This is a genomic window from Actinomycetota bacterium (assembly GCA_013152275.1).
Classification (GTDB): domain Bacteria; phylum Actinomycetota; class Acidimicrobiia; order Spongiisociales; family UBA4744; genus BMS3Bbin01.
On the sequence record JAADGS010000090.1, the window covers coordinates 52,445 to 66,536 of the forward strand.

12 protein-coding genes, 1 tRNA gene and 1 pseudogene are annotated in these 14,092 nt (G+C 62.1%); 2 read left to right on the forward strand and 12 right to left on the reverse strand.

Features of this window, described 5'->3' with window-relative positions:
- Positions 1–30 precede the first annotated feature (30 nt).
- Both GXP34_13850 and GXP34_13855 read right to left on the reverse strand, forming a co-directional pair.
- Positions 31–105, reverse strand: a pseudogene (locus tag GXP34_13850) (hypothetical protein).
- A 278-nt stretch (positions 106–383) separates the two neighbouring features.
- Positions 384–456, reverse strand: a tRNA-Asn gene (locus GXP34_13855).
- Positions 457–506: 50 nt separating this feature from the next.
- Between GXP34_13855 and GXP34_13860 the strand changes: the two genes are divergently transcribed.
- A complete protein-coding gene (locus GXP34_13860) occupies positions 507–722 on the forward strand; it encodes a hypothetical protein (GenBank protein NOY57051.1) in 216 nt (71 codons plus the stop codon).
- A 17-nt stretch (positions 723–739) separates the two neighbouring features.
- Here GXP34_13860 and rpoD read toward each other — a convergent pair whose 3' ends face one another.
- The 7 genes from rpoD to GXP34_13895 form a co-directional block, all read right to left on the reverse strand.
- Positions 740–1,873 carry an RNA polymerase sigma factor RpoD gene (gene rpoD / locus GXP34_13865; protein ID NOY57052.1) on the reverse strand — a complete coding sequence of 378 codons (1,134 nt, stop codon included), beginning with the start codon at positions 1,871–1,873 and terminating at the stop codon, positions 740–742.
- Positions 1,874–3,637 carry a DNA primase gene (locus tag GXP34_13870; protein ID NOY57053.1) on the reverse strand — a complete coding sequence of 588 codons (1,764 nt, stop codon included), beginning with the start codon at positions 3,635–3,637 and terminating at the stop codon, positions 1,874–1,876. It abuts the gene before it with no gap.
- Positions 3,638–3,666: 29 nt separating this feature from the next.
- Positions 3,667–4,668 (reverse strand): dipeptide ABC transporter ATP-binding protein, encoded by a 1,002-nt coding sequence (locus GXP34_13875; GenBank protein ID NOY57054.1) that lies wholly within the window; start codon positions 4,666–4,668, stop codon positions 3,667–3,669.
- Positions 4,661–5,599: an ABC transporter ATP-binding protein gene (locus GXP34_13880; GenBank protein ID NOY57055.1), complete on the reverse strand. Its 939-nt coding sequence runs from the start codon at positions 5,597–5,599 to the stop codon at positions 4,661–4,663. Before GXP34_13880 ends, GXP34_13875 begins: the two co-directional genes overlap by 8 nt.
- Before the next feature lie 80 nt (positions 5,600–5,679).
- Positions 5,680–6,621 (reverse strand): ABC transporter permease, encoded by a 942-nt coding sequence (locus GXP34_13885; GenBank protein NOY57056.1) that lies wholly within the window; start codon positions 6,619–6,621, stop codon positions 5,680–5,682.
- A complete protein-coding gene (locus tag GXP34_13890) occupies positions 6,614–7,537 on the reverse strand; it encodes an ABC transporter permease (protein NOY57057.1) in 924 nt (307 codons plus the stop codon). The genes GXP34_13885 and GXP34_13890 overlap by 8 nt, the downstream gene beginning before the upstream one ends.
- A 91-nt stretch (positions 7,538–7,628) precedes the next feature.
- Positions 7,629–9,359: an ABC transporter substrate-binding protein gene (locus GXP34_13895; GenBank protein ID NOY57058.1), complete on the reverse strand. Its 1,731-nt coding sequence runs from the start codon at positions 9,357–9,359 to the stop codon at positions 7,629–7,631.
- 213 nt (positions 9,360–9,572) lie between these two features.
- Between GXP34_13895 and GXP34_13900 the strand changes: the two genes are divergently transcribed.
- Entirely contained in the window at positions 9,573–10,976 is a 1,404-nt protein-coding gene (locus GXP34_13900) for a glycosyltransferase family 1 protein (GenBank protein NOY57059.1), read from the forward strand.
- Positions 10,977–11,058: 82 nt separating this feature from the next.
- Here the strand turns inward: GXP34_13900 and GXP34_13905 are convergent, their stop codons facing one another.
- The 3 genes from GXP34_13905 to recO form a co-directional block, all read right to left on the reverse strand.
- The gene (locus GXP34_13905; protein ID NOY57060.1) at positions 11,059–12,381 is read right to left on the reverse strand and encodes a glycine--tRNA ligase; all 1,323 of its coding nucleotides are present in this window, start codon (positions 12,379–12,381) and stop codon (positions 11,059–11,061) included.
- A gap of 171 nt (positions 12,382–12,552) precedes the next feature.
- A complete protein-coding gene (gene uppS, locus GXP34_13910; GenBank protein ID NOY57061.1) occupies positions 12,553–13,281 on the reverse strand; it encodes a di-trans,poly-cis-decaprenylcistransferase in 729 nt (242 codons plus the stop codon).
- The gene (gene recO / locus GXP34_13915) at positions 13,274–13,993 is read right to left on the reverse strand and encodes a DNA repair protein RecO (GenBank protein NOY57062.1); all 720 of its coding nucleotides are present in this window, start codon (positions 13,991–13,993) and stop codon (positions 13,274–13,276) included. The genes uppS and recO overlap by 8 nt, the downstream gene beginning before the upstream one ends.
- Positions 13,994–14,092 lie beyond the last annotated feature (99 nt).

A 14,092-nucleotide genomic window follows, 5' to 3' on the forward strand; every position in this document is an offset into this window, starting at 1 on the left:
TCTGACACATCGCCTTCCCATATCTGGCATTTATGTTCGGCTGCCGGCCGCGCCATGGCAGTGCTTGTACTTGCGTCCCGACCCGCACGGGCACGGTTTGTTGCGTCCGACCTTCGTGTGGTTCGCTCCTCATCGCCGCCGGCGCCCATCCTCGCCACGTCAAGGAGCACCTCGGCCACTCGAGCATCCGCGTCACGATGGACGTCTACGGGCATCTCTACGAGGACTCCAAGGACGAAATCGCCCGGCGTCTGGAGGCTCATCGGGACAGGGAAATCGCCCGCCGAACGCGCCGCTGCACGAATTATCGCGCCCTCCCCGCGGCCTGCAGGCACGAAACGACCAAACACGAAAACTCCTGTCGGCACAAGGGCTTTCGATCGCTCCGGGGGTGAGACTCGAACTCACAACCTGCGGATTAACAGTCCGATGCTCTGCCAATTGAGCTACCCCGGATCGGAGAGGGATGGTACCACCGTAGAATTGGGTCTCATACGAAGGGAGCAATGATGAGATTTCGACTCGGACTGCTGCTCGGTTTCGCCCTCGGATACATTCTTGGCGCAAAGGCCGGCAGGGAACGCTACGAGCAGATCGTCAAAGCATGCCGTGGACTCACCGAAGTCGAGGGCGTCCAGAGCGCGACCGGCAAGGTGAAAGAGACCGTTGGCGAAGGGATGACGGCGGCGTCGCAGCTGATCCGGGACCGCATAGAGACCTGACCTCGCGACGCCCCGACTCAGTCGTCACCAAGGAAACCTTCGAGCCGCTTCGAGCGGGCCGGATGACGCAGCTTCGCCAGGGCTTTCGTTTCGAGTTGGCGGATCCGCTCCCTGGTCACGTTGAAATGTTTCCCCACTTCTTCGAGCGTGCGCACCTGCCCGTCCTCGAGGCCGAACCGCATCACGATGACCTGTCGTTCCCGCTCGTTGAGTTCTTCGAGCGCGTGCGCGACGTACTCCTGGAGCAGCTTGAACGCTGCCGCCTCGACCGGAACGGCGGCTTCCGGATCCTGCACGAAGTCGCCAAGTGTGGAGTCGTCCTCCTCCCCCAGCGGCGTCTCGAGCGACACCGGATCCTGAGCGATGCGACGAAGCTCGGAGACTCTGTCGGGGTCGACCTCGAGTTCGGTGGCAATCTCTGCAATCGTCGGTTCACGGCCGAGCTCCTGCAACAGCCGCCGCTGCGCGTGGGCGAGCTTGTTGATCGTCTCCACCATGTGCACCGGAACCCGGATGGTTCGCCCTTGGTCGGCCAGGGCCCGTGTCACCGACTGTCGTATCCACCAGGTTGCATACGTCGAGAACTTGAACCCCTTGCGATAGTCGAATTTCTCCACTGCACGCATGAGGCCGAGATTCCCTTCCTGGATCAGGTCCAGGAGCGGCATGCCGCGTCCCACGTACCGCTTGGCGATGGACACCACCAGCCGGAGGTTCGCCTCCACGAGTCGCTGCTGCGCCGAGTCCCCTCGGCGCCGGTCACGCTCGAGGATCGCACGGTCTTCGGTGCTCAGCGACGTGTCTTCGCTCTCGAGCCGCTCTGCGGCGCGCCGCCCCGCCTCGAGCAGCATTGCAAGCTCGACTTCCTGCTGAGGGGTGAGTAACGCAACTCGTCCGATCTCCCTCAGATACATTCGCACGGGATCGGAGACCGCCATCAGATCATCCTCGACGACGCGGATGTCGAGAACATCTTCGCTGTCCTCCTCGATGCGTACATCTCGGCTCCTCAGCCGATCGGCAACGTGGTCAAACGCCTCGACGGGTGCCTTCAGGTCTTCGAGTTCCTGCTGTATCTCGCCCACGGTCACGAATCCACGCTGGCGAGCACGTTTGACGAGGACCTCGATCAGATCACGGAAGGATTCCAACTAGCTCCTCTTTCCCATCTCGCGCTTCTTGTGCTCCAAACCTATCAACTCACCGAACAACGTGGAATGGGTCTGTGGTTCCGATCCGGGATCGATCTGCTCCAGGCGCCGGCGAATCTCCGCGGCCTGGGAGTCGATCCGGGCAATCTCCAACCTGCGGACGAGTGCTACAGGATCCTCCAGCGGTTGTTCGTCGACGATCAATGCTCGAATCATCTGGCCGATCCGGTCGTTCCGTTCACCAACCACACCACCCAGTTGAGGGCGCATGCCGGGAGGAAGGCCGGCCAACACCCCCTTGAGCAGATCATATGCATCGCGATGATCCTCTGCACCAAAGAGATCCCTGTCGATCTCGAGTCCTTCGAGTCCGGGATCGTTGACGGCAAGAGCCCGAAGGAGTTGACGTTCCGCCTTCTCGATTCCGGACCGGCGTGCGGGTGGACGGTCCCTCACCGGCTTGCCGTGCCCACCGACAAACGCCTCCTCGACGGCAGAGAGAACCGGTGCGAATTCGGAGCCGACCTTCCTCGCGAGAAAACGGGCGTATTCACGACGCACCAGCGAGTCGGGCTGTCGGGCGAGCAAGCCGACAACCGACCGAATCGCCCGTGCCCGGGCCTCGGGTTCGTCCAGGTTGTACCCGGACAGTTCCCGTTCGATCCGGAACTGCAGCAGAGGCCGGGACTGCTCGATCGCCTCTCGCAGCTCATCGACCCTCCCGTCTTGCACCATGTCTGCAGGGTCTTTTCCCTCGGGCATGACGGCGACACGCACGTCGAGGTCCAGCTGCACGGGGGTGCGCAGCTCGTCGCCACGGATCGCTGCTCCGGCTCCCGCCTGATCGGCATCGAACGCGAGAACCACACGGTCGGCAAAGCGGCGCAACACGTCGAAGTGATCCTCACCGAGAGCGGTGCCACACGTTGCCACGGCCTGGGGGATCCCGGCCTGATGCATGCCCATCACGTCGGTGTATCCCTCCACGATCACCGAGAACCCGGAACGGCTGATGTCCCCCTTCGCCCAGTTCAAGCCGTAGAGCAGCCTCGCCTTCCGATAGATACGGGTCTCGGGACTGTTCAGGTACTTCGGCCCCGTGCCTTCGAGGAGGCGGGCTCCGAATCCGACCGGGTCGCCACGAAGATCGAAGATCGGGAACATCACCCGGTTTCGAAACCAGTCCCTGAGCCGCCCGTTGCTCGTCCGTGTTGCGAGGCCGGCACCCACCATCACCTTCTCCGACACCTTGCGCTCTCGAAGGTGATCGATGAGGGCGCTCCACTGCTCAGGCGCAAAGCCGATCTGGAACCGATCGATCACGTCACCGTCGTAGCCACGGCCACGTAGGTAGGCACGCGCCCGGCCTGCATCGACACCGCTGCGAAGACGCTCGTTGTAGAACGAAACAGCAATCCGGACGGCGTCGACCAGGGCCTCCCTCTCCCCTTTGCGGCGGGCGGCCTGCGGATCACGGTGCAGTGTGACACCCGCCTGCGCAGCGAGGTACTCGACTGCTTCACTGAATTCGAGACCCTGTGTTTCCTGTACGAATCGAAAGATGTCTCCACCGGCACCGCAGCCAAAACAGTGATAGAGACCCTGAGCGACGTCGATGGACAGCGACGGTGTCTTCTCCTGGTGGAACGGACAGATCGCCTTGTAGCTGCGGCCCGTCCTCTTGACGGTGGTGACGGCTTCGAGTAGATCCACGATATTGATAGAGGATCTGACACGCTCGATGTCGGTGCGCTGATAGGCCATCACAGCGAGTGTAAACGGGCAATCGTGGATCAGTTCGAGTGCTCTCGCAGTGCCGCGAAGTGACAGGCGCTGGGGTGATCGAGACCCGGACGAATCTTCAGCTCCGGCTCCTCCTCGGCGCAGATGTCTTGGGCCTTCCAACATCGCGTTCGAAACCTGCACCCCGACGGTGGATTCGCCGGACTCGGGACGTCACCTTCGAGCAGGATCCGATCCTTGCGGGCATCGATGTCGGGATCCGGAATCGGCACTGCAGACAACAGAGCCTGCGTATACGGATGGCCGGGCCGGTCGTAGATCTCGGCTTCGGTACCGAACTCGACGATCTTGCCCAGATACATCACCGCAACCCGATCGGAGATATGTCGAACCACCGACAGGTCGTGAGCGATGAAGAGGTACGAAAGACCCAGCTCCCCCTGAAGCTCCTCCAACAGGTTCACAACCTGGGCCTGGACCGAGACATCAAGTGCCGAAACCGGTTCGTCGCACAGGATGATGCTCGGATTCAACGCCAGGGCGCGAGCCACTCCCACCCGCTGGCGCTGTCCCCCCGAGAACTGGTGGGGATAACGGTTGACGTGGTTCGGATTCAATCCCACGACCTCGAGGAGCTCCCGGACTCGTGCGCGTCGCTGCTCTCGAGGCACCATCGACGAGTGGATGGCCCACGGCTCCGCAACGATGTCTCCGATGGTCATGCGCGGGTTCAGTGACGCGTAGGGATCCTGGAAGATGATCTGGATGTTTCTCCGCAGCTCCCGCATCTCCGCCTTCGGCAAGTCGAAAATGCTGTGTCCATCGAAGTACGCGGCGCCACTCGTCGCTTTCTCTAGTCGCAAGAGCGTCCGGGCCACCGTCGACTTGCCACAGCCGGATTCGCCGACGAGGCCAAGCGTCTCCCCTTTGTGGAGGTCGAAACTGATGCCGTCGACCGCCTTGATCGTGCCGACCTGACGTTTCAGCAGGATCCCCCGCAAGATCGGAAAATGCTTGACGAGATCCTGAACCACGAGGATCGGCTCAGCCATCGGCCATCACATCCTCCGCGAAATGACACGCACTCATCCGCTCTGGCGCCACTTCGTGCAGCGCCGGAATCTCTCGCAGGCAGATGTCTCGAGCGTATGGGCAACGCGGGTGGAAGGCACAGCCGGATGGGACGAACATGAGATCCGGAGGGGACCCGACGATCGGATGCAGCTTCTCACCTTTACGATCCGCTCGGGCGAGGGACCGCATGAGGCCGCGTGTGTACGGGTGAGCGGAGTCACGATAGAGCTCACGGATCGGCGCGGTCTCGACGAGTCTGCCCGCATACATCACGGCGACTCGGTCGGCCACCTCCGCGACGACCGCCAAGTCGTGCGTGATGAGGATCAACCCCATCCCGGTCTCACCCTGGAGTTCGGCGAGGAGATCCATGATCTGTGCCTGCACGGTGACATCGAGTGCGGTCGTCGGCTCATCGGCGATGAGGATTTCGGGGCCGAGGGCCAGTGACATGGCGATCATCGCCCTCTGTCGCATCCCACCGGAGAACTCGTGAGGGTAAGAATCGACCCGCTCGATGGCCGAGGGGATCCGCGCCCGCTCCATGATCTCGATCGTCCGCTTCCGGGCCTCCTTCTTCGACAGGCCTTCATGCACCCGGAACATCTCGGCGATCTGCCAGCCGACCGTGAAGACCGGGTTCAAGGCCGTCAGGGCGTCCTGAAACACCATGGCAATCTTCGTCCCGCGAAACTTGCGGCGCTCACCCTCGGGAAGTCCGAGCAGGTCGACGCCGCGGAACTTGACGCTGCCGCCGGTGATGAATCCGGGCGGCGTATCGAGGATGCCCATGATCGCCTGAGAGCTCACGGTCTTCCCGGAACCCGACTCGCCGACGATCGCAAGCGTCTCATGGTGCTCGAGCATGTAACTCACCCCGTCCACGGCTTTCACGATCCCGTCCCGCATGCGGAACTCGACCTTGAGACCGGTGACCTCCAGCAGCGGGGCAGTCACATCGAATGCGAACTCCTGGTCGTTGGCCACGGTCAGCGCAACTTCGGGTCGATTGCGTCCCGGAGCGCGTCGCCCATCAGGATGAAGCTGAAAACGGCGGCGCTCAGAAACGCACCCGGGAACAGCAGCAGGTAGGGATGCTCGAGAATGTAGTTCTGGGCGACAGTGATCATCAGCCCCCAAGAAATCGCCGGCAACTGGATGCCGACACCGAGAAACGAAAGGCTGGCTTCCGCCGCAATGACGGCACCAACGGTGATCGTGGCGTAGACGATGACCGGTGCGATCGCGTTGGGCAGGATGTGGCGGGTGATGATCCGAAAGTCACTGGCGCCGAGCGCACGAGCAGCGTCCACATAGTCCTGCTCTTTCACCGAGAGCACCGTGCTTCGCAGCAGGCGAAGCATCGTCGGCCATCCCAGAATCGTGAGCACCAGAGCCACCTCGAAGAACCCTTTCGATCCGAGCAGGCTGAGAACCACGATCGCTCCAAGGATGAACGGAATGGCGAACCAGACATCGGTGACCCGAGCGATGATCGCGTCGAGCGCCTTGCCGTAGAACCCGGCGATCGAACCCAGCACGACGGCGATCACCACAGCTGCTGCGGTCACCACGACCCCGATGAAGATCGAGATCCGAGCGCCGTAGATGGTCCTTGCGTAATAGTCGCATCCCTGTAGGTCATACCCGAAGATGTGTTGTGCACTGGGGCCTTCGAGTGAGTGCGCAAGATCACACGCATACGGATCTGCATGGGTGAACAGCGTCGGAAAGAACGACATCACGAGAAAGACGATGATGAGCAGAGACGAGATGATGAACATCGGGCTCTTCCTGAGCTGCCGCCACGCGTCCCTCCAGAGGCTCGCCGGCCGACCTCGATCCTCTTCTCCGTTGGTCGGTTTCCCGTCGAGAAGCCGACCACCACTCTCTCCCTCGGCCGGATCGCGGTCGAACCCCTCGTCACTCATAGCGGATCCTGGGATCCAGGACGGCATACAACAGGTCGACCAACAGGTTGGAGGTCATGTACACGACCACGAGGAACGTGACGATCCCGACGACCACCGGTCCCTCTTGATTCATCACGGCCTGGTACACGGCCCTGCCGATCCCTGGCAGGTTGAAGATCGTCTCGGTAATGATCGCACCCCCCATCAGCGCACCCAGGTCCACACCCAGGAAGGTCACCACGGGTATGAGCGAGTTGCGCAGCGTATGCACGCCGACTACTCGTGCCCGGCTCAGGCCCTTGGCGGTCGCCGTACGCACATAGTCGGCCCGCAGGTTCTCGACGAGACTGGTCCGCGTCAACCTGGCAACGTACGCGAGCGAGACGGACCCCAACACGAGCGCCGGGAGGATATAGCTATAGAACCCCTGCCGGATACCGGCGATCGGAAACAGGTGGATCTTCAGTCCCAGGACGATCTGGGCAATGAACCCGAGCACAAAGATGGGAATGGAGATCACCACGATCGTGGAGATGAGCACGAGTGTGTCCATGAACCCTTCTCGTCGAAGCCCGGCAAGGACTCCTGCGAGAACTCCGATGATCGTCTCGAAGATGAACGCGTAGAGCGCCAGCCGGACGGTCACCGGCAGGCGCTGCTTCATGATGTCGGAGACGGGTCGACCCTGGAACGTCTCACCGAAGTTGCCCCGAAAGATGTTCTCCATGTAGATCAGGTACTGCTTCGGCAACGGGTCGTCGAGGTGATAACGGGCACGCAGTTCGTGCACGACGCTGGGAGGCATGGGACGTTCGCCGGAAAGGGCACGGATGGGATCTCCGGGAATCATGAACACGAGGGCGAAGATCAGGAACGTCGCCCCGAGAAAGACCGGGATGAACTGGAGCAGCCGCCTGATCAGGTATCTACCCACGATCCTTCCTTGCCGATCCTTTCCCCCGACGCCATGCAGGGGCGGCTCGCGCCGCCCCTGCATAGTAGTCTGGCTCGGGTAGTCGAGACTTCTACTTGCTGCTCTTGGTCAAGTCGGTGTAGACGAGGTTCGCAAAGGCATCCACGTAGACTCCGCTGACGGGGCTGTTCCAGGCATACTGGTTCTGACCGTAGAAGATCGGCGTCAACGGGACGTTCTCGCAGGCGATCTTGTCGGCGGCCTGATACAACGGGATGGCAGTCTGTAGATCAGACTCGGCCAGCGCCTTCTTCAAAGCCGCATTGAAATCGGCATTGTCGAAGAACGTGTCGTTCGCTCCACCCATCTCAGGCTTCATCCAACCTGCCAGGATCAACTCGAGGTAGTCCTGTGGGTGCGGATAGTCCATACCCCAGCCGAGTCGGAACGGTCCGTCGACCTTCGCTCCGTCGAGCTTCTGCAGGTACTGGGCCCATGGCAACTGCTGGAACTTGATGCTGTCGGCCGGAATACCGAGGTTGTTCACCCACTGGTTGGTCACGGCTTCGATCCACGCCTGGTGCGCGGCACCCTCGTTGAACCAGACGTTGAGCGTCCCGGTCCAACCTCCGGCGGCGTCGAACAGCTCCTTCGCCTTGGTCGGGTTGTACGTCCAATTGTCACAGACGGTGTCCTGATGCCCTGGAATCACCGGTGAGAGCAGATCGCCTGCCGGCGCCCGCGTGCCGTTGAAGATCTTGTCCGTGATGGCCTTGCGATCGATGGCCATCGACAGCGCTGCCCGGAGGTTCTTGTTGGCGGCCCCACCGAGTGCCGGATCGTACATCGGGAAACCGATGTAGTTGATGCCCGAACTCGGCGACTGATCGTAGTTTGGAACCTGCTTCTTGACTTCGGCCCAGCGCTCCGGCGGAACGGCGTCGACAATATCCAGGTTCCCTGCTTCGAGATCCGAGACGGCCGTGTTGACATCCGCGTAGATCCGAAACTCGATGCCCGCAATCTGTGCCTTCTTGGCACCCGCATAGTTCGGATACGCCTTGACCTTGATTGCCACATCATGGTTCCACGTGCCGTCCATCATGAACGGCCCGTTGCCGATCGGCGCCTCGTTGAACGCCTTCGGATCCTTGAAGAACGCTTCCGGTAGCGGCGCATAGGCCGGGTAGCCGAGCTTCTCGGAGAAGAACGTCTCCGGCTGTGACAGCGTCACGGTGAACTGGAGATCGTTGTCGACGACCAGACCGGACAGCGTCTTCGCCGTTGGGGTCCCACTCGCCGGGTTGACGGCGTCGTAGCCGGCGATCTCGGCGAAGAAACCGGCGTTCTTCTGGGCGTTCGGACCGTAGGCGCCGTAGTTCCACGCGTCGACGAACGACTGCGCGGTCACCGGTGTGCCGTCGTGGAACGTCCATCCCGGCTTCAGCTTGATGACCCAGGTCGTGCCACCATCGGTCGACTTGATCGATTCGGCAACACCTGGGGCCGGCTTCGAGGTTTTCGGGTCATAGGTGATCAGTGGTGTATACAGAGCGTCGAGCACTGCGATGCCTTCGGACTCGTTGTCGTCGAGTGTCGTCAGGCTCTTCGGCTCTGTTATGTACGTGGAGACCACTCCGGTCGGCGCGGCCGGTGGGGCCTGCGTCGTCGTGCTGGAGCTACCTCCAGGTGTGGTCGTGGATGTCGTCGTCAGAGTGGTACTGGTAGTTGCAGTGCCACTCGTGGTCGTGGTTGCTCCGGTCCCGCAAGCAGCGAGCACCATCGCAAAAACCACGAGGGCGGCGAACCGTGGGGCCTTGCCCCTGGACCAGCGTGATCGCATGGTCGGTTCCTCCTTTGTCATGCCGGCCAATCAGACCGACGTCTCTCAGAAATCTGAGCCAGACCCATCGATTTTAGTGACGAGCGAGAACTACGAGGCATCCGCAAGCAACGTGGCCGGGAACACGCGGCGCTCCCTCAAGCCCTCCGAGTCAGGCCCGGATCTTCCCTCCGAACAGCCCTTGACGAGTGACACCTCCGTACAATCACCGGCATGCACATCGCGTTTCTCAACCCGCAAGGGAATTTCGATCCACAGGATCGGTACTGGACCCAGCACCCCGACTTCGGTGGTCAGCTCGTGTACGTCAAGCAGGTGGCCAACGCGCTCACCGCCCAAGGACATACCGTCGATATCCTCACTCGCCGCATCGTCGATCCCCGATGGCCCGGCTTCGAAAGCAGGCAGGACGCCTACCCCGCCGGCGCCCGAATCGTGCGGCTCCACGCGGGACCGAACGACCGGTTCGTACCCAAGGAGGACCTTTGGCCTCTGCTCGGCTCGGACTGGGTGCCCGACATCCTCGCCTTCTATGGTGGAGACCTCCCCCACGTGTTCACGGCGCACTACGGCGACGGCGGCATCAGTGCCGCACTCCTTCGATCGATAACGGGCATTCCGTACACGTTCACGGCACATTCGCTCGGTGCCCAGAAACGCGACGGCCTCCTCGCCGCCGGCGAATCCATCGACGAAGACCGGTACCACTTCACACGACGCCTCGAGGCCGAACGCGTCGCCATGAACCACGCCGGCATCGTGATCACCTCGACGAACCAAGAGCGCTACGCCCAGTACGGCCATTCCGCCTACGCAGGGGCCATCGACCCGAATGACGACCGACGATTCGCCGTCGTCCCACCAGGGGTCGACCAAACCGTCTTCTACCCGGGGGACGCCGACGACAGCACTGCTCGACAGATTCGTGCTTTCCTGAAGAGAGATCTCGAAACGTCTCGGATCGAGCTCCCCGCCGTTGTGTCGTCGAGCAGACTCGACCCGAAGAAGAACCATCGCGTCCTCATCGATGCCTTCGGTCACAGTGAGGAGCTCCGATCTCGTGCGAATCTGGTACTCATCACGGGAGCGATCGAAGATCCCCTGCACGACGACGGTCCCGCCTCACGATCCGAGCGGCGTGTCCTCGCCGGCTTGCGTGAAGCAATCACCGCGTACGATCTGGGCGGAGCCGTGTCGGGTTTCGCCATCGGCAACCAACGATCTCTCGCCGACGCATATCGATTCTTTGCCGCCCGAACATCCGTCTTCGCTCTCACGGCGCTGTACGAACCGTTCGGACTTGCCCCCCTCGAGGCCGCGTCGACCGGACTCCCTGTCGTGGTGACCCGCAACGGTGGACCCGCCGAGAGTTTGCGTGACGAACGCGGGGAGTATGGAGTTCTGGTCGACCCATCCGATCCGGACGACGTCGCGAGCGGTCTCCTGAGGGCGCTCGACCAATGGCACCACTTCGCCCGAGAAGGCAGGCGCCGCGTCCTCGAACGCTACACGTGGGACCGCACCGCACAGGGATACGTCGCCGCCATCGAACGGGCCCTCACGGTTCCGGTCCACCCCACGGAGCCCATCCCGGCGTGGTGCTCTCTCAGGAGCTGACGATCCTGCGCCTCCGCTCGGTGAACAGGTCCGCCACACCGACGGCGAACAGCGGAAGGAGTGGCCGGAACGACGACGCATTTCAGATTGCGTGTTCTTGCCCTTGAAGCCGATCCGTCAGATAGGTGACCAGCTGATCAATGGACACGCGATCCTGCTCCATGGAGTCGCGATCACGCACCGTGACGGCACGATCTTCGAGTGACTCGAAGTCGAACGTGATCGCGTATGGAGTACCGATCTCGTCGTGGCGCCGATACCTGCGGCCGATCGACTGGGTGATGTCGAGTTCCAACATGAAGTGAGGACGGAGCATGTCGGCAACCTTCTCGGCCTCCGCCACAAGGTGCGGTTTCTTGGACAGCGGCAGTACTGCAACCTGATAGGGAGCCAGCCTCGGGTCCAGTCGTAAGACCACCCGTTTCTCCCCCCGGACCTCCTCCTCATGGTATGCGTCCATGAGAAACGCGAACGTGGTTCTGGTTGCACCCGCCGCCGGCTCGATGACGTAGGGAAAGAACCGTTCCCCGGACTCGTCGTCGAAGTAGCTGAGGTCCTGGCCGCTGGCCTCGGTATGCGCCCGCAGGTCGAAGTCGGTCCGGTTGGCGATCCCCTCGAGTTCGTCCCAACCCCACGGATACCGATACTCGACGTCCGAGCACGCCGCGGCGTAGTGCGCCAACTCGTCGTGGCCGTGTGGCCGAAGACGGATGTTCTCTTCGGACAAGCCGAGATCCAGATACCAGCGGTGACGTTCGCGCGACCAGTAGCGGTACCACTCGTCCGCCTCCTCTGGACGGCAGAAGAACTCCATCTCCATTTGCTCGAACTCGCGAGTCCGAAACACGAACTGCCCCGGGGTGATTTCGTTGCGAAACGTCTTACCGATCTGGGCAATGCCGAACGGAAGCTTCATTCGTGCCGTACGGCGCACGTTCTCGTAGTTGATGAAGATTCCCTGCGCCGTCTCCGGGCGCAGATACACGAGACCCGCATCGTTCTCCACCGGGCCCATGAACGTCTTGAACATCAGGTTGAACTGACGCGGCTCACCAAACGTGCCCCGCTGACCGCAGTGCGGACACAGATCCTGGTCTTCGAGCTTGTCCAGCCGGTAGCGGGTATGACAGCTCGAACACTCGACCAGCGGGTCCGTGAACGAAGCCTCATGTCCCGAGGCGGCCCAGACTTGGCGTGCCTGAAGGATCGCCGAGTCGAGTCCGACGATGTCCCCGCGTAGCTGCACCATCGAACGCCACCACTCGTCCTTGACGTTCCGCAGCACCTGGACACCCAGCGGACCGTAGTCGTAGGCCGAGCGCAGACCCCCGTAGATCTCCGAGGAAGGGAATACGAAGCCCCGCCGCTTTGCGAGGTTGACGATGGTGTCGAGCGTGGCGGGCATGATTGGCTGCGTCCTCTGGTCGTGATGGGAACGCGCAGATACTAGGAGACCGTATCTCGTATTTCGTACTTCGTATTCGGACTTGGCAGCAAAGCGACAGCCGGCCCACTGGAGGGTCGCGTCACAGTACGAAGTACAAGGCACAAGATAGGGCGAGCGAAGCGAGCCCGGCTACGCACTCCCGAAGCGCCGCTTGCGACGTTGATACTCGGCGATCGCTGCGACGAGATCCTCCCGGGAGAAGTCGGGCCAGAGAACTTCCGGGAATACGAACTCGGCATAGGCCGCCTGCCACAGCAGAAAGTTCGACAGGCGCATCTCGCCCGAAGTTCTGATGACAAGGTCCACATCGGGCATCTCCGGCACGTAGAGCTGTCCTGCGAACACCGACGGATCGATCCGCTCAGGATCCAGCTCGCCACGCCGAACGAGCAGAGCGAGGCGTCTGGCGGCGTCGGCGATCTCTACCCTGCTTCCGTAGTTGAAGGCGAACACGAGACGCATGCCGTCGTTCGCAGCCGTCATTGCCGATGTCTCCACCATTCGGGCCCGGTTCCGCTCGGGAATGCGGGGGTCGTCCAGATCACCGGCGAAATAGATGCGAATCCCTTGCGCGTCGAGTTCGTCGCGCCGCCGCAGCAGGAGGTCCTCGTTGAAGAACATGAGAAACTCCACCTCGTCCTCGGACCGGGACCAGTTCTCGGTCGAGAACGTGAAGGCACTGAGCCACGCCACCCCGAGTTTCCGAGCCGACTCGATGGTGGCAAACAACGCGGCCTCCCCTGCAGCATGTCCTGCGGTACGCGGGAGATCTCGCTGCTCGGCCCAACGTCCGTTGCCGTCGAGGATGAGTCCGACGTGCGTTGGGATCCGATCCGGGTCGAGGTGCGGCTCACTCATGCATCACCGCCAGGGAGGACAGCCTCCGCTCCAGATGGTATTCGAGGAATCTCCTCGTGAGCCCGAGCGCTTCGCCCGAGAAGGCGCGGTCCTCTGGAGGAAGCTTGTCGAGATCCGAAGTGGCGAGGCCCACCAGGTAGCCGGTCAGGCCCGGACGCAGCAGGATCGTCCCACTCGGCCGGCACGAGGTGCACACGGCCCCGCCTGCCGAAAGACTGAATCGGAGGGGAACATCTGCTCTTCCACAGCCGGCACAATGATCGAGCGCCGGAGCGAACCCGACGACGTCGGTGAGTTTCAGCAAGAAGGAGGTCACGAGATCAGGTCCTTCACCGTGTCGATCGAGAGCCCTGAGACCTCGCTGGAGCAGCAGGAAGAGTCGGAGCGAAGGATCGCCCTCCCTCGCCACCGCATCGACGACCTCGACCATCGTGCCGGCTGCGAGTACCCGATCCAGATCCAACCGGACATTTGGGAATGCTTCGATCGCCGAAGCCTGGGTAATCGTATCCAGGTTACGCCCCTCGTACAGGACCAGATCGACGTGCGTGAATGGTTCGAGCCGGCCGCCGAAGCGGCTCTTCGTTTTGCGGACTCCTTTTGCGACCGTCCTGAGCTTGCCGTTGTTGGGGCTCAGGATGACCACGACGCGGTCCGCTTCCCCGAACGGAAAGCTGCGGAGCACGATCCCCTGATCGCTGCGAAGACCCATGGGTGAGATGGTAACGGTCGGACTGCGACCTGACGGTACTTCGTACTTCGTATTCCGTACTTCGTACTGCAGCCGGAATCGCTGCAAGGCCACGCTACC